Source organism: Salinicola sp., from assembly GCF_982684285.1.
In genome coordinates this window covers 1-18,181 of record NZ_CEXLVS010000061.1, presented here as the reverse complement: position 1 = coordinate 18,181, position 18,181 = coordinate 1, and the positions used below count along the sequence as shown (strand labels likewise).

At 60.2% G+C, this 18,181-nt stretch carries 16 protein-coding genes and 3 pseudogenes; 11 read left to right on the top strand and 8 right to left on the bottom strand.

Annotated features, from left to right (window positions below; all coding sequences use genetic code 11):
* A pseudogene (locus AC3AYF_RS07520) lies at positions 1 to 171 on the bottom strand (nitrite/sulfite reductase); the annotation flags it as partial.
* Between the two features lie 117 nt (positions 172 to 288).
* Complete coding sequence (metH, locus tag AC3AYF_RS07515) at positions 289 to 4,062, bottom strand: methionine synthase (protein ID WP_295038186.1); 3,774 nt, start codon at positions 4,060 to 4,062, stop codon at positions 289 to 291.
* 185 nt (positions 4,063 to 4,247) lie between these two features.
* On the opposite strand from metH, the gene nfuA reads away from it, so the two are divergent.
* Together nfuA and AC3AYF_RS07505 are read left to right on the top strand one after the other, a co-directional pair.
* Positions 4,248 to 4,835: a Fe-S biogenesis protein NfuA gene (gene nfuA / locus AC3AYF_RS07510; RefSeq protein ID WP_295038188.1), complete on the top strand. Its 588-nt coding sequence runs from the start codon at positions 4,248 to 4,250 to the stop codon at positions 4,833 to 4,835.
* Positions 4,836 to 5,046: 211 nt separating this feature from the next.
* Positions 5,047 to 6,012: a TAXI family TRAP transporter solute-binding subunit gene (locus AC3AYF_RS07505; RefSeq protein WP_295038191.1), complete on the top strand. Its 966-nt coding sequence runs from the start codon at positions 5,047 to 5,049 to the stop codon at positions 6,010 to 6,012.
* Between the two features lie 15 nt (positions 6,013 to 6,027).
* Here the strand turns inward: AC3AYF_RS07505 and AC3AYF_RS07500 are convergent, their stop codons facing one another.
* Complete coding sequence (locus AC3AYF_RS07500) at positions 6,028 to 6,999, bottom strand: DNA-binding protein (RefSeq protein ID WP_295038193.1); 972 nt, start codon at positions 6,997 to 6,999, stop codon at positions 6,028 to 6,030.
* 174 nt (positions 7,000 to 7,173) lie between these two features.
* Here AC3AYF_RS07500 and AC3AYF_RS07495 point away from each other — a divergent pair, with 174 nt between their 5' ends.
* Positions 7,174 to 7,602, top strand: a complete 429-nt coding sequence (locus tag AC3AYF_RS07495) for a SufE family protein (protein ID WP_295038196.1) — start codon at positions 7,174 to 7,176, stop codon at positions 7,600 to 7,602.
* Positions 7,603 to 7,618: 16 nt separating this feature from the next.
* Here the strand turns inward: AC3AYF_RS07495 and yidD are convergent, their stop codons facing one another.
* The 3 genes from yidD to AC3AYF_RS07480 are packed head-to-tail and all read right to left on the bottom strand — an operon-like array spanning position 7,619 to position 8,823.
* Positions 7,619 to 7,891 (bottom strand): membrane protein insertion efficiency factor YidD, encoded by a 273-nt coding sequence (gene yidD, locus AC3AYF_RS07490; protein WP_487779572.1) that lies wholly within the window; start codon positions 7,889 to 7,891, stop codon positions 7,619 to 7,621.
* A gap of 8 nt (positions 7,892 to 7,899) precedes the next feature.
* Positions 7,900 to 8,343, bottom strand: a complete 444-nt coding sequence (gene hisI, locus AC3AYF_RS07485) for a phosphoribosyl-AMP cyclohydrolase (protein WP_295038199.1) — start codon at positions 8,341 to 8,343, stop codon at positions 7,900 to 7,902.
* Between the two features lie 21 nt (positions 8,344 to 8,364).
* Complete coding sequence (locus AC3AYF_RS07480) at positions 8,365 to 8,823, bottom strand: transcriptional repressor (protein ID WP_295038202.1); 459 nt, start codon at positions 8,821 to 8,823, stop codon at positions 8,365 to 8,367.
* A 425-nt stretch (positions 8,824 to 9,248) separates the two neighbouring features.
* On the opposite strand from AC3AYF_RS07480, the gene cyoA reads away from it, so the two are divergent.
* The 6 genes and pseudogenes from cyoA to AC3AYF_RS07450 all read left to right on the top strand — a co-directional run.
* A complete protein-coding gene (gene cyoA / locus AC3AYF_RS07475) occupies positions 9,249 to 10,238 on the top strand; it encodes a ubiquinol oxidase subunit II (RefSeq protein WP_295038220.1) in 990 nt (329 codons plus the stop codon).
* Between the two features lie 4 nt (positions 10,239 to 10,242).
* Positions 10,243 to 12,225, top strand: a complete 1,983-nt coding sequence (cyoB, locus tag AC3AYF_RS07470; RefSeq protein WP_295038225.1) for a cytochrome o ubiquinol oxidase subunit I — start codon at positions 10,243 to 10,245, stop codon at positions 12,223 to 12,225.
* Between the two features lie 2 nt (positions 12,226 to 12,227).
* Positions 12,228 to 12,845, top strand: coding sequence for a cytochrome o ubiquinol oxidase subunit III (cyoC, locus tag AC3AYF_RS07465; protein WP_071231185.1), 618 nt, complete (start codon positions 12,228 to 12,230; stop codon positions 12,843 to 12,845).
* Position 12,846: 1 nt separating this feature from the next.
* On the top strand, positions 12,847 to 13,176 hold the full coding sequence (cyoD, locus tag AC3AYF_RS07460) for a cytochrome o ubiquinol oxidase subunit IV (RefSeq protein ID WP_295038206.1): 330 nt from the start codon (positions 12,847 to 12,849) through the stop codon (positions 13,174 to 13,176).
* A gap of 31 nt (positions 13,177 to 13,207) precedes the next feature.
* A complete protein-coding gene (gene cyoE, locus AC3AYF_RS07455) occupies positions 13,208 to 14,077 on the top strand; it encodes a heme o synthase (RefSeq protein WP_487779571.1) in 870 nt (289 codons plus the stop codon).
* 81 nt (positions 14,078 to 14,158) lie between these two features.
* Positions 14,159 to 14,305: pseudogene (locus AC3AYF_RS07450) on the top strand (IS3 family transposase); the annotation flags it as partial.
* A 24-nt stretch (positions 14,306 to 14,329) separates the two neighbouring features.
* Here the strand turns inward: AC3AYF_RS07450 and AC3AYF_RS07445 are convergent.
* Complete coding sequence (locus AC3AYF_RS07445; protein ID WP_295038211.1) at positions 14,330 to 15,703, bottom strand: MFS transporter; 1,374 nt, start codon at positions 15,701 to 15,703, stop codon at positions 14,330 to 14,332.
* A 151-nt stretch (positions 15,704 to 15,854) separates the two neighbouring features.
* On the opposite strand from AC3AYF_RS07445, the gene AC3AYF_RS07440 reads away from it, so the two are divergent.
* Both AC3AYF_RS07440 and AC3AYF_RS07435 read left to right on the top strand, forming a co-directional pair.
* On the top strand, positions 15,855 to 16,124 hold the full coding sequence (locus AC3AYF_RS07440) for a metal/formaldehyde-sensitive transcriptional repressor (RefSeq protein WP_071231934.1): 270 nt from the start codon (positions 15,855 to 15,857) through the stop codon (positions 16,122 to 16,124).
* Positions 16,125 to 16,437: 313 nt separating this feature from the next.
* A complete protein-coding gene (locus AC3AYF_RS07435; protein ID WP_071231182.1) occupies positions 16,438 to 17,343 on the top strand; it encodes a cation diffusion facilitator family transporter in 906 nt (301 codons plus the stop codon).
* 516 nt (positions 17,344 to 17,859) lie between these two features.
* Here the strand turns inward: AC3AYF_RS07435 and AC3AYF_RS07430 are convergent.
* A pseudogene (locus AC3AYF_RS07430) lies at positions 17,860 to 18,181 on the bottom strand (heavy metal translocating P-type ATPase); the annotation flags it as partial.

Below are 18,181 nucleotides of genomic sequence, written 5' to 3'. Positions count from 1 at the left end.
GGCGATACGCAGCATCGGTGCATGGCGCTGGATATAGAGGCCATTCTGGAGGCTGACCGGACGGATCTCCTCTTCGCCGAGCTTGCCGGCGAGATAGCGATCCATCTGGTCGCGGAACTGCGCAACGCGCTCGTCGACGAGCGTCTGGTCATAAGAGTCGTAGCGATACATCGGGCCTGATCCTGCTAGTCATGGATTGCCAATGGGAGCACCTTACCGCGCTCGCTTTATTCTACAAAAGAATAAATACTCATAATTTCTTGCTTTATCGTTATTACAGCAGCGCTGTCATGAGGCCAGCGCCGAGTCTGGACCCCGTTCGCCGCCCTCGGCTGTCGAGTCGTCCGGATCATAGGAGAGCACGGGCGACAGCCAGCGCTCCAGCTCCGCCAGCGGCATCGCCTTGCGCCGGGCCAGCGCCTCGACCTGATCCCGGCCGATCTTGCCGGTAGAGAAATATTTCGCTGCCGGGTGGGCGAAATACCAGCCGGAGACCGCCGCCGCCGGCCACATGGCAAAGCTGTCGGTCAGCGAGATGCCGGTGCGGGCGGTGGCCTCCAGCAAGCGGAACAGCGTGGCTTTCTCGGTGTGATCGGGGCAGGCCGGATAGCCGGGAGCGGGGCGGATGCCCTGGTATTTTTCGGCGATCAGGGCGTCGTTGTCCAGCGTCTCCTCCGGCACGTAACCCCAGAACTCCTTGCGCACGCGCTCGTGGAGGCGCTCGGCAAAGGCCTCCGCCAGACGATCGGACAGCGCCTGGACCAGGATCGCGTTGTAGTCGTCGCCGGCGGCCTCGTAGCGCTTGGCCAACTCGTCGGCACCATGGCCGGAGGTCACCGCGAACCCGCCGATCCAGTCGAGCTTGTCGCTGGGCGCTCCGTTCTCTCGATAACGCGGCGCGATGAAGTCGGCCAGGCTATGGCAGATGCCGTCGCGGCCCTTGGTGCTCTGCTGGCGAACATGGTGGAGCCGCTCGATCACCGTTTCGCGACTCTCGTCGGCGTAGACCTCGATCACATCGTCGTCGACGCTATTGGCGGGCCACAGACCGATCACGCCGCGCGCCTGGATATGGCGCTCGTCGATCAGCTTGCGCAGCATCACCTGGGCATCGCGAAACAGACTGCGCGCCGCTTCGCCGACCACCTCGTCCTCGAGGATACGGGGATACTTGCCTGACAGCTGCCAGGTCATGAAGAAGGGGGTCCAGTCGATGAAATCGACCAGCTCGTCGAGATCGTAGTCGTCGAACACGGTGATTCCCGGCTGGATCGGCCTGACCGGTTCGAAGTGGTTCCAGTCCACCTTGAAGCGCCGCTCCCGAGCCGAGGCGTAGGGTAGGTCGGAAGCCTTGGGGCGGCGCTTGGCGTTGCGCTCGCGGACCTGGTCGTACTCCTGGCGGATCTCGGCGAAGTAGGTGGGTTTCTGGGTCGGCGAGAGCAGTCGGCTGGCGACGCCGACGGCGCGGGAGGCATCGCTGACGTAGATCACCGGCTCGTCGTACTGGGGCGCGATCTTCACCGCCGTGTGCGCCTTCGAGGTGGTGGCGCCACCGATCAGCAGGGGTAGGGTGAAACCCTGGCGCTTCATCTCCTTGGCGACGTGGACCATCTCGTCCAGCGACGGCGTGATCAGGCCGGAGAGACCGATGATGTCGGCATTCTCGTCTCGCGCGGTCTTGAGAATCTTCTCCGTGGGAACCATCACGCCGAGGTCGATCACCTCGTAGTTGTTGCACTGCAGCACCACGCTGACGATGTTCTTGCCGATATCGTGGACGTCCCCCTTGACCGTGGCCATCACGATCTTGCCCTTGGACTGCGCCTCGCCGGATTTCTCCGCCTCGATGTAGGGGATCAGGTAGGCGACGGCCTGCTTCATCACCCGGGCCGACTTGACCACCTGGGGCAGGAACATCTTGCCGGCCCCGAAGAGATCCCCGACCACGTTCATGCCGTCCATCAGCGGGCCCTCGATCACTTCGATGGGACGCTCGGCGGCCGCCCGGGCCTCCTCGGTATCGGCTTCGATATAGGCGGTGATGCCCTTGACCAGGGCGTGCTCGATCCGCTTGTCGACGTCCCACCCTCGCCATTCGAGATCTTCCTTCTTCGCCGCGCCGCTGCCATCCCCGCGGTGCTGCTCGGCGATCTCGAGCAGGCGTTCGGTGCCGTCGTCGCGGCGATTGAGCACCACGTCCTCGACCGCCTCGCGCAGCTCGCTCGGCAGGTCGTCGTAGACCGCCAGCTGGCCGGCATTTACGATGCCCATGGTCAGGCCGGCCTTGATCGCATGATAGAGGAACACCGAGTGGATCGCCTCGCGCACCGGATTGTTGCCGCGGAACGAGAACGAGACGTTGGAGACGCCGCCCGAAATCATCGCGTGGGGCAGGTTCTGGTGAATCCACCGGGTGGCCTCGATGAAGTCGACGGCGTAGTTGTTGTGCTCCTCGATCCCGGTGGCGATGGCGAAGATATTGGGATCGAAGATGATGTCCTCGGCGGGGAAGCCGATCTCATCGACCAGCAAGCGGTAGGCGCGCTGGCAGATTTCGGTCTTGCGGGCGAGGGTATCGGCCTGACCCTGTTCGTCGAACGCCATCACCACGATGGCGGCACCGTGGCGCCGACACTCGTTGGCCTGGTGGCGGAACGACGCTTCGCCCTCCTTCAGCGAGATCGAGTTGACGATCGCCTTGCCCTGAATGCACTTGAGGCCGGCTTCGATGATCTCCCACTTGGAGGAGTCGACCATGATCGGCACGCGCGCGATATCGGGTTCGCCGGCGATCAGGTTGAGGAAGCGCACCATCGCCTCCTCGGACTCCAGCATGCCCTCGTCCATGTTGATGTCGATCACCTGGGCACCGTTCTCGACCTGCTCCAGGGCGACCTCCAGCGCGGTTGTGTAATCCTCTTCCTGGATCAGGCGCTTGAAACGGGCCGAGCCGGTGACGTTGGTGCGCTCGCCGACGTTGACGAACAGCGCGCCGGCTTCGATGTTGAACGGCTCGAGGCCGGAGAGGCGACAGGCGGCGGGGCGCTCGGGAACGGGGCGGGGCGCGATGCCGTCGACGGCGCGCCTGACCGCGGCGATATGCTCCGGCGTCGTGCCGCAACAGCCGCCGATGACGTTGATCAACCCGCTCTCGGCGAACTCGCGGACGATGGCCGCCATCTCGTCGGCGGTCTGGTCGTATTCGCCGAATTCGTTGGGCAACCCCGCGTTGGGATGGGCGGAGACGAAGGTGTCGGCCTTGTTCGCAAGCTCCTCGAGATAGGGCCGAAGCTCCTCGGCGCCGAGCGCGCAGTTCAAGCCGACGGAGAGCGGCCGGGCGTGACGGACCGCGTTCCAGAACGCCTCGGTCGTCTGGCCGGAGAGGGTACGGCCGGAGGCGTCGGTGATGGTACCGGAGATCATCACCGGTAGCCGTTCGCCGCGGCTCTCGAACAGCGCCTCGAGAGCGTAGATGGCGGCCTTGGCATTGAGGGTGTCGAAGATCGTCTCGATCAGGATGATATCGGCGCCGCCATCGATCAGCGCGGTGGCGGCTTCGGTGTAGTTGTCCCGCAGTTGATCGAAGGTGACGTTGCGCCTGGCCGGGTCGTTGACGTCCGGCGACAGCGAGGCGGTACGCGAGGTCGGCCCCAGCACGCCAGCGACATGGCGTGGAATGCCGGTCTCCTCGGCGACGGCGTCGCAGACCTCCCTGGCCAGCCTGGCCGCTTCGCGATTGAGCTCGACGGTCAGCGACTCCATGCCGTAATCGGACTGGGACAGCCGGGTGCTGTTGAAGGTGTTGGTCTCGACGATATCGGCGCCCGCCTCCAGGTAGGCGCGGTGGATCGACTCGACGATATCCGGCCGCGTCAACGTCAGCAGATCGTTGTTGCCCTTGAGTTCGCTGGGCCAGTCGGCGAAACGCTGACCGCGAAAGTCCGCCTCTTCCAGGCCATGATCCTGCAGCATCGTCCCCATGCCGCCGTCGAGGATCACGATACGCTCGCTCAGCGTCTGCTTCAGCGTGGCGAGCGAGGCGGAGGCGGTAATGGCAGTCATGGCGGTGACTCTCCAACAGCAGGTGGACAGGTCGCGTCCCTCGCGAGACGCCAAGGGGCCGCATGGTATCAGAAAGGCACGGGTGGCGGGACTTGGGCGACAAGCCTGACTAAATCACTCGGGATTGTCTTGGCGCGCGCTTTTTCCTACCATGACGGTACATCTCAAGCAGAGTTCCCAGTCTCATGAGCCAACCGATTCAGATCACCGAAAGCGGCCAGGAGTACCTGGCCGAGTTGCTGGCCAAGCAGAACGTCGACGACATCGCCGTGCGCGTCTTCATCACCCAGCCCGGCACCCCCTATGCCGAGACCTGTCTTGCCTACTGCCGCCCGGGCGAGGAGGAGCCCAGCGACGAGCGGGTGGAGCTGGAGAAGTTCAGCGTCTATCTCGACAAGAACAGCGTGCCGTTTCTGGAAGAGGCCGTCGTCGATTTCAACGCGGACCGCATGGGTGGCCAGCTCACCATCAAGGCGCCCAACGCCAAGATGCCGAAGGTCAACGCCGACAGCCCGCTCGAGGATCGCGTCAACTACATCCTCTACAGCGAGATCAACCCTGGGCTCGCGTCCCATGGCGGTGAAATCCGCTTGATCCAGATGACCGAGGAGCAGATCGCGGTGCTGCAGTTCGGTGGCGGCTGCCAGGGGTGCGCGGCAGTCGACCTCACCCTCAAGGATGGCGTCGAGAAGACGCTGATGGAGCGAATTCCGGAGTTGGCCGGCATCCGCGACGTCACCGACCATACCGATACCACCAACGCCTACTACTGAGACTCGCCGTGGCTCGCAGGCCAGCACGCTTGCCACCACCGTCTCCCGCGAAGAGCGCTCGTCACGGGCGCTCTTCGCGTTTTGGCGAGCGCCCCGGCGGTAGGTCGGCCCGGCCGCGAGTTTCAGCTTCTTTCGCTGCAGCCGATAGTCCGGATGACAGCAACCTGCCTGTATCGGCCGGATTGCGCAGCGAAGAGGAGAGGACGCGCCCATGTCGACGAAGCGGTTTCAGTTCGGTTGCCTGGCCCTGGCCTCGCTGCTCTGGTCCGTCCCGGGATGGGCCGGTTCGCCCATCGTCATCGGGACGGGGGGCGCGTCCGGAGTCTATCTCCCGACCGGGAGGGCCATCTGCCAACTCTACCAGCAGGCGACCGGGGCCACCTGCCGGGCGCTGCCGACCGGTGGGTCGTTCTATAACGCCAACAGCGTTCGCAACGGGGATCTCGCTTTCGGCATCGTCCAGTCGGATGTTCAGTACGCGGCCTTCGAAGGCACCGCCCAGTTCTACGACAACGGTCCCAGCCCCGATCTGAGAACCCTGTTCTCGCTGCACGCCGAAGCGTTCACCGTCGTGGCCAAGCCGGCCGATATCCGCGAGTTCGACGACCTCCTGGGCAAGCGTGTCAACGTGGGCAACCCGGGGTCAGGCCACCGCGCCACGCTGAACGCCTTGCTGGCCGTCAAAGGCAAGACGGAAGGCGCCTTCGCCCTGGCCAGCGAGCTGAAACCGGAAGATATGACCCGGGTCATGTGCAGCGGCAAGCTGGACGCATTTTTCTACGTCGTCGGCCATCCGTCGCAGGCCATCGAGGAGGCGACCCGACGTTGCGGTGCCCATCTGGTCGATGTCTCCGGGCCCGACGTCGCCCATCTGATCGAGGCCGCGCCATATTACAGCGTCACCGTGATTCCTGGCGGCACTTATGCCAATACGCCCGATGACACGACGACCTTCGGCGTCAGGGCGACCCTGATGACGCGATCGGACGTCGATGACGGCGATGTCTATCGGCTGGTCAAGGCCGTGTTCGAGAATCTGGAGGCGCTGCGCCGGTCACACCCGTCGCTGGCGACGCTGACGGCAGCCAAGATGGTCAGAGAAGGGGTGACCGCGCCCCTGCATCCCGGAGCGCGGCGTTACTACGAAGAGGTGGGGCTGCTGCCGGTCGAGGAGTGATCGGCGAGCCCGCCATCAGCTGGCCGTGGGGGGCAGGGCGGCGCGGGACAGCCTGTCGTGCAGCTCGCGATTGGCCGCACGCAGATTCTTGAGCTCGCTCTCCAGGCGCTGGCGCTCCTGTTGCATGGATTTGACGCGGTCGTCGCTGACGCGCTTCTCGCTCTCGGCCTGTTCCATGTGCACCTTGTCGGCGCGCAGGGACTCCTGAAGCTGACCGTACTGGCGGCGCTGTTCGGAGAGATCCTGCTGCAGCCGCTCGCACCGCTGGTCCAGCGACGCGAGGCGCTGTTCATACTGCTTTTCCTGCTTCAGGCGCTCCTGGCGCGCGTCCTCCAGCAGGCCCATCAGCCGTGACTCCGCGGACTCGTGGCGCTTCTCTTCCTGGGCGAGCTTGGCCTGGTTGGCTTGGTGCTGCTTGGCCATCGCGTCACGGTGCTGCTGTTCCGCCTGTTCCAGGCTGGCCTGATGGCGCTGGCAGGTCTGCTCGAGTTGCACGATGCGTTTCTGCTGCTGGTTCTGGGCGGATTGCAGCGATTGCAGCTCGGCCTGGAGATGCGCGGCTTCGGTGGTCTTGCTCTCGAAACGCTCCTGGACGCGAAGCATGTGCTCGTTGAGCGCCTGCAGCCGCTGCTCGGCATCCTCGCACTGGCGTCTTGCCTGGTGGCTGGCTTCGTCCGCCTCGCGAATCTGCTCGTCGGCTTCCTGACGGTAGACCGCGAGCTTCTCGTAGGCGGCCCGCTGGGCCTTGTCCCAGATATCGGCAACCCAGGCATCGAGCCCCTCGGGGCGTTCGAGATTGCGGGGAATGGCCTGTACCGAGTCGCCACTCTGGCGCAGTCGCCATTCGCGAAGATGATCGCTGATGGTGGTATAGCTGCCGGTACCGAGAAATTCACGGACCTTCTGAACGCTGACCGCCTCCCCACGCTGCTGGAGTGTATCGATAGCGCGGCAGACGTCGTCATAGCGGATGCCGTTACGTGCCATGTCTGGTTCCCTTGCGTTGCGAGTGATGCCGGAGCTTCTGATGGCTCCTGGGACCTAGCATAGGCGATTTACGTAAGGTGTATACGTAAAAATCTCTATGTAATGAAAGAAGTCAGACTATGGGGATCGGATCGTACAACCCCTATAATGCGAACATTCGACTAGGAGACGCTAATGAGTATTGCGCAGGCCCAGGCCGAGCTGCTGGATGAGTTCTCGATCTTCGATAACTGGATGGATCGCTACCAGTACATCATCGATATGGGGCGCCAGCTTCCGGAATATCCTGAACAGGACAAGGTGGCGAGATACAAGATCGAGGGCTGCCAGTCCAACGTCTGGTTGCGCGCCACGGAAGAAGCGGGGCGGTTGCGCTTTCGCGCGACGTCGGACGCCGCCATCGTCAGCGGGCTGATCGCGATCCTGATGCGGATCTACGATGATCGTGAACCCGATGAAATTCTGAACGGGGAGCCCAGATTCCTGGCGGAACTCGGGCTCGACAAGCACCTGTCGCCGACGCGCAGCAACGGGCTGCATGCGATGATCGAGAGCATCTACGCCATCGCTCGCGAGGCCCGGGACAACCGAGCGGTTCATTGATCGCGCGGCCCGGCGCCTACTCCTGGTGGTCTGCCCGGTGACACGGACATTTCCGGTGGTGGGGGTCGGGCACCGGGTCGACGCCGCCTGGATGAAAAGGGTGACATTTCAGGATGCGGCGGATGGCCAACCACATGCCACGCCAGGGCCCGTGCAACCGAATGGCCTCCAGCGCGTAATTCGAGCAGGTCGGCCAGAACCGGCAGCGTGGTCCGATCAGCGGGCTGATACCGTAGCGATAGAGTTGAATCAGACCGGTAAACAGCCAGGTGGCTATCTTGGCGATCACGGCGGATATCAGCGCTTGTGGCCGTAGAGCGTGTCCGGTGAAATCAAGGGCTCACTGTCGACTTCACAGGATTCCGGGGTCAGGCGCAGGTAGAAACAGTGACGTCGACCGGTATGACAGGCGGGCCCCGACTGGTCCACCTTGAGCAGTAAGGTGTCGCCATCGCAGTCGAGACGCGCCTCGACCAGATGCTGCTGCTGGCCCGATGTCTCACCCTTGCGCCAGAACGCCTGCCGGGAGCGGGACCAGTAGCAGACACGCCCGGTGGCCAGCGTTTCCTCCAGCGCCGCGCGGTTCATCCACGCCAACATCAGCACCTCGCCGCTGTCGTGTTGCTGCGCGATGGCGGGAATCAGTCCATCGACGTTCCATCTGGCCGCCGTGAGCAGATCGCCGATGGCTACCCGAGCGCCGGATGATGAACGCTCGAGATCGTGAAAGAGGCCGGACATGGGCGTTACCATAGGTTGAAATCAGTCAGATGAGGCTGAGCCGTTCTCGACACAGGCGTCGCACGCGCCGAGCAGCTCGATGGTCTGGCGCTGGATCGTGAATCCTCGCTCCCTTGCGGTCCGCGACAGCATCTCGCCAACGACTTCCTGATGAAGTTCCTCGACACGGCCGCAGTGTCGGCAGATCAGCAGCTGGAAACGGTGCACGTGTTCAGGGCACGGACAGGCAATGTAGGCGTTGAGCGACTCGATGCGATGAACCAGGCCTTGCTCGATCAGGAAATCCAGCGCCCGATAGACGGTTGGGGGACGCGCGGAAGCGTGCTCGTCCGAGAGCCGATCGAGCAGATCGTAGGCTTTCAGGCCTCCCGGCGTACTGGAGATCATCTCCAGTACGCGGCGGCGAATCGGCGTAAAACGAACGCCGCGTTCCTGACACTGTTGATCTGCCTGTTTGAGCAGCACATCCGAATCGAGCATCGAATTTCCCGTTATCATCGAGAGCGGCACATTCTACGCGCTAGCGTGGCGGGGAGCCACCGGGTGAGGCGGATTGCCGGAACTTGGCGCTCCCGGGCACGTGCGGCGAATAGTATATTTAACATAATATATATTATGCGAATACAGAGGCTGCGGCGGACCCGGACCGAATCACCGGCGTCAACGACGAAAATCCTGAGATCGCCACCGAGTTGAACTACGCTGATCGGAACGGCCAAAAGCGAACCGCAGACGATCTGCGACATATCGCCACACTGGCGGAGAGTTTCCCGCCATCATCTGATCAAAAGCCAATTTTTCGGTACACTACCGACCGCGAAATCCCTACTTCGTTGGCGACGTCCGATGCTCGGTGCGCCACTGCGCGTCTTGTCAGAGTTGTCAGCCCTGGCTAGCAGCGTATGATGCAGGCCGCTAACCGATTGTTGCAGGGCCGAAAAGCTTTCCTCCACTGGGGTCGTGAGATGAGAAAAAGGAACTCCCTCAAGTATTTGAGTGTGATGACGTGGTTAACCGCGCCATTGTTGTTGAGTGGTTGTGGATCCGCCTTGATGGACCCGACCGGCCAGGTCGGCCAGGGTCTTAAATCGCTGATCATTACGGCCTTTGGCTTGATGTTGATCGTGGTCATTCCGGTCATCGTGATGACCATTCTGTTTGCGTGGAAATATCGCGGGACCAACCTCGCGGCCAAGTACACGCCGAACTGGGAACATTCGAACATCATCGAGATATTCGTATGGGCCATTCCGTGCGTCATCATCTTTTTCCTTGCCATCCTGACATGGCAGACGTCGCACTCTTACGACCCGCACAAGCCGATCGCCAGTGAAGACGAAACCATGACCATCGATGCGATTTCGCTCGATTGGAAATGGCTGTTCGTCTATCCCGACGAAGGCATCGCGACGGTCAATGAGCTGACCATCCCGGTAGATACGCCGATTCATTTCCGCGTGACCTCGGGCACCGTCATGAATTCGTTCATGGTCCCCACCCTGGGCAGCCAGATCTACGCCATGGCCGGAATGGACAACGACGTGTATTTGGAAGGCAATGAAACAGGCTCCTTCCGTGGTCGTTCGACGCATTACAGCGGTGAAGGTTTCTCCGAAATGCTGTTCGACACCAATGTGACGACGGAATCGGACTACCAGGCGTGGGTCGACAAGGTCAAACAGTCTCCCAAGAGCATGATGTTCCCGGAGAACTATGACCAGATCGCCAAGCCCTCGATTGCCAATCCAGTAGAATACTTTTCGCAGGTCTCGCCGGATTTCTATGGCGATCTGATCAAAAGTTACAAAGCGGGTCATGGGGGTACGGATAACCATGGCGAGCACAACGAAGCACGGGAGTCTTCAATGCCCATGAGTGCGCAGGCAGCGGAGTAACGTCATGTTTGGAAAACTCAGTTTAGATTCGATTCCATTCGAGCAGCCAATCATCATGGTCACCGCGGCGGCCATCTTGTTCGGTGGTGCCCTGCTCGTTGGTCTGATTACCTACTATCGCAAGTGGGGTTATCTGTGGCGCGAGTGGATCACTTCCATTGATCACAAGAAGATCGGTGTGATGTACTTCCTCGTTGCGCTCGTCATGCTGATTCGCGGCTTCGCCGATGCGATCATGATGCGAACGCAGCAAGCCATTGCTGCCGGTGGCGCCGAGGGCTATCTGCCTCCCGAACACTACGATCAGATCTTCACCGCCCACGGTGTCATCATGATCTTCTTCGTCGCCATGCCCATGGTCATCGGTTTGATGAATCTGGTCGTGCCGCTGCAGATCGGCGCTCGCGACGTGGCCTTCCCGTTCATGAACAACCTGAGTTTCTGGCTGTTCGCGGTGGGCGTGATTCTGGTGAACATGTCTTTGGTTATCGGCGAGTTCGCCAAGACCGGCTGGCTGGCCTACGCGCCGCTATCGGAGTTGAAATACAGTCCAGGCGTTGGGGTCGACTATTGGATCTGGGCATTGCAGATATCGGGTATCGGGACCACGCTGACGGGGATCAACTTCTTCGTCACCATCCTGAAAATGCGCACCAAGGGCATGTCCCTGTTTCGCATGCCGATCTTCACCTGGACGGCGCTCTGCACCAACGTGCTGATCATTTTGTCGTTCCCGATCCTGACCGTGACCATTGCCCTGCTGACTCTGGATCGCTATCTGGGCATGCACTTCTTCACCAATGATATGGGCGGCAGCCAGATGATGTACGTCAACCTCATCTGGGCCTGGGGCCACCCGGAAGTCTACATCTTGATCTTGCCGGCGTTCGGTGTCTTCTCCGAGGTCATCGCGACCTTTACCAAGAAGCGTCTGTTCGGCTACAAGACCATGGTCTGGGCCACCGTCGTGATCGCATTTTTGTCGTTCACCGTCTGGCTGCACCACTTCTTCACCATGGGCGCGGGTGCTGATGTAAATTCCTTCTTTGGCATTGCAACGATGATCATCGCCATACCCACGGGCGTGAAGATCTTCAACTGGCTGTTCACCATGTATCGCGGGCGCATCCAGTTCACGACGCCGGTACTCTGGACGATCGGTTTCATCATCACCTTTACCCTGGGCGGTATGACCGGTGTCATGCTAGCCGTGCCGGGGGCGAACTTTGTGCTACACAACACGCTCTTCGTCATCGCTCACTTCCATAACGTCATCATCGGCGGCGTGGTGTTCGGGATGATGGCCGGCTTCACGTACTGGTTCCCGAAAGCCTTCGGCTTCACGCTGAGTGAAAAATGGGGCAAGCGCTCCTTCTGGTGCTGGCTGATCGGCTTCTACGTCGCGTTCATGCCGCTGTATGCGCTGAGCTTCTTCGGTGCCATGCGCCGGATGCAGTCCTACGAACAGACCGAGTGGCAGCCGCTGATGATCGTGGCTTGGTTTGGCGCCGTGATCATCGCCTGCGGCATTGCCTGCATCGTGATCCAGCTTGTCGTCAGTATTCGCGATCGCGAGAAGAACCGTGATCTGACAGGCGATCCGTGGGATGGGCGCACGCTGGAGTGGTCCACCTCCTCTCCGCCCCCGAACTACAACTTCGCTTACCTGCCAGATGTCGCGTCCATCGATAGCTACTGGGAGATGAAGCAGCAGCCGGGTGGCTTCAAGCGCGAGCTGGCGACCAAGTTCGAGGACATTCACATGCCCAGGAACACGGCCGAAGGCCCGATCATGTCGCTGTTCGCCCTGTTCTTCGGTTTCGCGCTGATCTGGCACATCTGGTGGCTGGTAGCCGTGGGCGCCATTGGCATGTTCGTGACGTTCATGTTCCGTATTTTCAATAACGATACCGACTACCACGTCAGCGCTGCCGAGGTCGAAAGGACCGAGCGTGAATACCACAAACGGTTGGAGATGCAGGCTTAATCATGGCAACCGACACAATCAAGCAACATGACGCTCATGCCCACGACGGGCATGAGCACCACGACGCAGGCGCAATGAAGATCTTCGGGTTCTGGATCTACCTGATGAGCGATCTGGTGATCTTCGGGACGCTGTTCGCCACTTTTGGGGTGCTGGCCAACGCCACTGCGGGTGGTCCGACCTCGCAGGAGATTTTCGAGCTACCTTTCGTGTTGGTCGAAACCTTTTTGCTGTTGATCAGCAGTTTCACTTTCGGCCTCGCCGTGCTGGCGCAGAATGCTGGCGACCGCGGCGCCGTCCTCAAGTGGTTGGCGGTAACGTTCCTGCTGGGCTTTGGCTTCGTCGCGATGGAGGTGTACGAATTCCATAACCTCATCGCCGAAGGCTACGGTCCGGACCGTAGCGCCTTCCTGTCAGCCTTCTTCACCCTGGTGGGGACCCATGGTCTGCACGTGACCTTTGGCCTGATCTGGATCGCGATCATGTTCTTCCAGATATCCAAACGCGGGCTGGACAGTGTGACCAAACCCCGAATGCTGTGCCTGAGCCTGTTCTGGCATTTCCTGGACATTGTCTGGATCTGCGTCTTCTCCTTCGTCTACCTGATAGGAGCGATGTGACATGAACGATAGTCACACTTCTCACGATGGCACCAGCCACGGTAGCCATAAATCTTATACTGTTGGATTGATTCTATCGATTGCGCTAACGCTGGTGGCTTTTGGCGTAGTCATGCTGGGGAAATTCAGTATCCTGGCAACTGCCATTACGGTGATTGTCACGGCGGTAGTTCAGGTCCTGGTGCAGTTAATTCTTTTCATGCATCTCGAATTTAGAACTCAGCAGGGTCGTGAATCTGGTGGATTTTTTGTATTTACGGCGGTGATCATAGGACTGATTGTCGGGGGATCACTATGGATCATGCACCACCTCCGTCTGAATTTGATGTGATAGCCAAGTGACATACAAGGCTTACAGTTCGTTGACCAAGCCCGGTATCATCTTCGGCAATCTCGTCACAGTCATCGGCGGCTATTTCCTGGCCGCCGGTGGCCGTTTCGAACCGTGGTTATTTCTGGCAGTGGTACTGGGCACCTCGTTGGTCGTCGCGTCCGGCTGTGTTTTCAATAACATTATCGATCGCGATATCGACGGCCATATGGCACGCACTCAGTCTCGAGCCATGGTGACCGGCGAGATTTCGATTCCGATCGCCCTGCTGTTCGGGTGCTTGCTGGGTATCGTCGGTTTTGGCCTGCTGGCGTGGATGACGACGCCGTTGGCTACCGGATTCGCGGCATTAGGCTTTGCCATCTATGTGGGTGCCTATAGCCTCTACCTCAAACGCCACTCGGTCTACAGCACGCTGATCGGAAGTTTATCCGGCGCATCGCCACCGGTGATCGGATACTGTGCGGTGACGGGTACGTTCGATCTGGGTGCCCTGCTATTGCTGATCATTTTCAGCATGTGGCAGATGCCGCACTCCTATGCGATTGCCATCTTTCGCTTCGACGCCTACGCCTCGGCATCGATACCCGTTCTACCGGTGAAGCACGGCATCGCGGTGGCCAAGCGACATATCGTGATCAACACGGTGCTGTTCCTGATCGCCTCGGTCATGCTATCGGTTGCCGGCTATACCGGATGGGCCTACGCCATCGTTGCCGTTGCCGTGGGCGGTTACTGGCTCAGTTTTACGCTCAGAGGCTTCCGAACCACCAATGATCAAGCCTGGGCTCGCAAGGTCTTCGGTATCTCGATCGTGGTGGTAACTGCATTGAGTGTCATGATGTCACTGGATAGCCGAATGCCGATAGCCGAATCGCTGCTGTCGCTTGCATCAGGATGATCGGATCGAGATTGACGGATTGACCTTCCCCCTGGTTTAAGTCCGCCCACAATGTGAGAAGCCGCCGCTCCAAGCGGGGCCAATTTGTCCATGGAGCGGTTATTTCGAAGCTACAAGAGCGAATGGATGTCCGCGACCGGTTACTTATCGGTGCGTTAGGCTTTACGGGATATCGGCTTCTACCTGATGCTGCGCTACAATCAGCAGCGCCCCTACATGCATGCATGACGTTCCTTGTGCCTCTTCGTTATTTCACGATGGCCATTTCGTGTGATGGCTATCGATCACAAAAGCGTGCCGATGCAGGCCTACCTGATGATAGTGGGGGTGGCGATGCGGTTCCAGCCCCTCCCAGCCCTCATGCGCATGCTGGTGGTGGTCGTCATGGTAATGTAAATGGGTGTGCTCCATAGGAGCATGATCATGCTCAAGCACGATCGGGTCCCATGACGGCCAGACACGGGTCGCGAGTTCCGTCGACACCAGCGCGATCGCCCCCAGCAGGACGAAGGTCTCGATCAGGCCCACCTCGGCCCCGACCCAGCCGGCCAACGGATAGGCTACCAGCCAGCAGCCATGCGACAGCGAGAACTGCGCGGCGAACAGTGCCGGACGGTCCTCTGGCTGGCACGACTGTTTGAGCAGGCGCCCGGTGGGAGTCATGACGAGCGAGGCGCCGGCGCCCAGCAGAAACCACAGCCCCATCAGGCCGACTAACCCGGGAGCGAGCAGGCCGAGGAACAGACTCACCGTCATCAGCGCGCCGCCCGCGAGCATGACCGGGCGCTCACGCACGCGCTCCAGCATTTTCGGCAGCAGCAGGGCCACCAGCATCGAACCGCCCCCGACTGCCGCGAAGACCATGGCCACTGCCTGCTCGCCCAGGCCCAGGGCAGAGCGGACGTAGACCACGGTATTGACGATCTGCATGGCCCCGGCGGCCGACACCACCATGTTCAGGGCCAGCAGCCCTCGCAGCCGGGGCGTCTTCAGGTAGATTCCCATACCGTGTGAAACCCTACACCAAACGTTCGGCGTCTCGTCATCCGAGGCCTGGGGCGATGGCAGGACCACCGAAACGACCAGGCCGGCCGAGACTAGGAAGGCCAGGCCGTTGAGCAGGAACAGCACATCGAAGCTCATTACCATCAACAGTGCCGCGGCGGCCATGGGGCTGAGCAGATTCTCGAGGTCATAGGCGAGCCGCGACAGCGATAGCGCCCGGATATACTGCTCCTCGTTTTCGAGGAGATCCGGGATCGTCGCCTGGAAGACCGGGGTGAAGCCCGCCGAGGCGGCACTGATCAGGAAGATCAGCACATAAATCTGCCAGACCTCGGTGACGAAGGGCAACGCGCAGACCACAGATGCCCGTAGCAGGTCCAGGCTAACCAGCAGAGTGCGGCGTGGCAGATGCGAAGCGTAGGCCCCGACCAGCGGCGCTATGCCCACATAGGCCACCATCTTGATCGCCAGAGCCGTGCCTAGCACGATCCCCGCCTTCCCGGCCGCAAGATCATGGGCCAGCAGCGCGAGGGCGACCGTCGTCAGCCCGGTGCCGACGAGAGCGGTGACCTGGGCTAGGAATAAATGGCGGTAACTACGGTGACTCAGCACTTGGAGCATGGATCCTCCTTTAGGTGTCGCTGTCGGTTATAGACGGCATGCTGGATAGAACGATTCGTATCCCTTCAACTTTCTTGCAACCGATCATACTGCCCCCTAGTATTCGTATACTACCTCCCTGTATAATTTTCCTCTTCAAAGAGACAATCATATGCACACGATCAAAGACAAAGCGAAGCTGCTAACCCGTGTTCGACGCATTCAGGGGCAGGCGGCCGCACTTGAAAGGCAGCTTGACCAGGAAGGCGACTGTACTGCAGTGCTGCAACAGATCGCCGCGATTCGCGGGGCGGTGAATGGGTTGATGGCCGCCGTCATGGAGGGGCACCTGACTGATCACGTCGTCAGGGAGCCCGAACTGGCGCAGCGGCAACAAGACTTGGACGCGGTACTACAGGTCATTAAGTCCTACCTCAAGTAAGGCAGATAAAAGCCTGGCACACGGAAGACTCAAAATGAATGAGAGTAAAAAAGCAAGACCACCACCATCCGCTCGAAGAAAAGGCTCAAAGGCACTGGCGCCGGTACGACGATCACCAGCGACTAGGATGACTTCTGCTACGGGACGACAGCCGTGGCGAGCCACGGCTTCCTTTGTGAATATATCCAATCGTAATGTGGTAGGTGCAAACTGCCTTTCATTAGCGCGGAAAAACATATCGACCCAATGGCCTGATAGAGAGTGAGAGCGGCTCGCGGGGAATCTCGATGGCCAATATACGAAGGAGGCATCAATGTCAGACCACAATCATAGCCATAGTGGCGGCAAGACCTTGTTGTTTGCACTGGTCTTCACTACAGGTTTTGCAGCTGTCGAAGTATTCGGCGGCCTGATAGCTGATTCGCTTGCCCTGTTATCGGACGCAGGCCACATGCTTACCGATTCATTGTCGTTAGGGATTGGTGCCTTCGCCGCTTGGCTGGCCAAGAAGCCGGCATCGCGTCAGCATTCCTTTGGACTCAAGCGCGCCGAAATTCTCGGAGCCCTGTTTAACGTGCTGTTTATGTTCGGAGTGATTGTATTTATCGCCTATGAAGCGATCCGCCGCATGGCAGACACCCCCGCTGTTGCCGGTGGCATGGTTTTGGCGATCGGCGGGCTCGGTTTGCTGGTGAATATCGCAGTGGCTTGGGCGCTGATGCGTGGAGAGCAGACTATAAACGTTCGCGGAGCGCTCCTGCACGTAATGGGAGACTTGCTGGGCTCGGTCGCTGCGCTGGTTGCCGGGGCGGTCATTTATCTGGGCGGGCCGCCCATTGCGGACCCGATCCTGTCTCTTTTCGTCAGCCTATTGATTCTGGTATCCGCCGTTCGACTACTGCGTGAGGTGACGCAAGTGTTGATGGAAGGCGTGCCAGAAGGAATCGATGCACATGAAGTCGGCTGCGCCCTTGTCCGGGTCGACGGCGTTTTTGCTATCCATGACATGCATATCTGGAGCCTATCATCAAACAGTCAAGCTCTAGCGGCGCATATTGATGTGGAAGCGATGGGACGATGGGAAGAGATACTGCCGCAGTTGCAAACGATATTGCGGGGGCGCTTCGGTATTGAGCACACCACCTTACAACCCGAGGATGCCGCTATCCGCCACGTTTGTGATGCCGATCCTGATTGCGGGGCTGGTGATGTGAATTAGGAGACCACAGGCAGCAGAGCCCCGTCTAGGCTGCATGTAACAGCGTCAATAAAGAATAGCAAGCCCCCTAGGGGGCTTGCCTGCTTCTGAACCGCTCCTGCCGTCGTGCGGACACCTTTCGGTTGACGAGACCAGCGGCATATCCACGCCAAGATCGGGGGTGTGGAGATGTCATGGGCTCTATGCCTGGCTGGAAGTGTTTATGAATCCATTCTCGCTACGATGACCATGTGACTCTCGGCGTTCTGCCAATACGACAGCATGAACCGTGCTGCTTTCATTGAGGCGTTTCTCTTGCTGACCAAGTTGCGACAATGCGGACGCTTCCATACCCACGCCGTCGTCCTCAATGTCAATAATCCGTTATTTCTGTGTATGCGACATGCCACGCGTCCGCGAGACCTCCGCAACCAGCCCGCCACCGAAGTTTCCCAACGCGGGAAGCAATGCCAGGCCGAACACCATCCAAATGCTATCCATGATCACCTTCCCTGGTCGATGTCTAGCTATCCGCCTTCAAGCACTCGCCGGCGAAGCGGCCTGGCCCGAGCTTTCCGGCGGCACATTGACGGAGGCTCCACCGCCGCGTGTCGGGCCCTGTCGATTCTCGAACCGTAACAGACGCAGCGCATTCAGCGTCACTAGTACGGTGGCGCCGGTATCAGCCATGATAGCCACCCACAACCCGGTCAGACCAAACATGGTCGTCAACAGGAATACCGCCTTCAGGCCCAGCGCGATGGTGATGTTCTGGCGAATATTGTTCATGGTGGCGCGAGCCAGGCGAATCATGGTCGCTATGTCGGTCACGCGATTACGCAGCAAGGCGCCATCGGCC

Coding starts and splice junctions, on each gene's coding strand:
- AC3AYF_RS07445 (WP_295038211.1), bottom strand. CDS start 15,703: ATGCTCCAAGTGCTGAGTCACCGTAGTTACCGCCATTTATTCCTAGCC.
- AC3AYF_RS07505 (WP_295038191.1), top strand. CDS start 5,047: ATGTCGACGAAGCGGTTTCAGTTCGGTTGCCTGGCCCTGGCCTCGCTG.
- AC3AYF_RS07435 (WP_071231182.1), top strand. CDS start 16,438: ATGTCAGACCACAATCATAGCCATAGTGGCGGCAAGACCTTGTTGTTT.
- cyoC (WP_071231185.1), top strand. CDS start 12,228: ATGGCAACCGACACAATCAAGCAACATGACGCTCATGCCCACGACGGG.
- AC3AYF_RS07500 (WP_295038193.1), bottom strand. CDS start 6,999: ATGGCACGTAACGGCATCCGCTATGACGACGTCTGCCGCGCTATCGAT.
- nfuA (WP_295038188.1), top strand. CDS start 4,248: ATGAGCCAACCGATTCAGATCACCGAAAGCGGCCAGGAGTACCTGGCC.
- AC3AYF_RS07495 (WP_295038196.1), top strand. CDS start 7,174: ATGAGTATTGCGCAGGCCCAGGCCGAGCTGCTGGATGAGTTCTCGATC.
- AC3AYF_RS07480 (WP_295038202.1), bottom strand. CDS start 8,823: ATGCTCGATTCGGATGTGCTGCTCAAACAGGCAGATCAACAGTGTCAG.
- cyoA (WP_295038220.1), top strand. CDS start 9,249: ATGCAGGCCGCTAACCGATTGTTGCAGGGCCGAAAAGCTTTCCTCCAC.
- metH (WP_295038186.1), bottom strand. CDS start 4,062: ATGACTGCCATTACCGCCTCCGCCTCGCTCGCCACGCTGAAGCAGACG.
- cyoD (WP_295038206.1), top strand. CDS start 12,847: ATGAACGATAGTCACACTTCTCACGATGGCACCAGCCACGGTAGCCAT.
- hisI (WP_295038199.1), bottom strand. CDS start 8,343: ATGTCCGGCCTCTTTCACGATCTCGAGCGTTCATCATCCGGCGCTCGG.
- AC3AYF_RS07440 (WP_071231934.1), top strand. CDS start 15,855: ATGCACACGATCAAAGACAAAGCGAAGCTGCTAACCCGTGTTCGACGC.
- cyoB (WP_295038225.1), top strand. CDS start 10,243: ATGTTTGGAAAACTCAGTTTAGATTCGATTCCATTCGAGCAGCCAATC.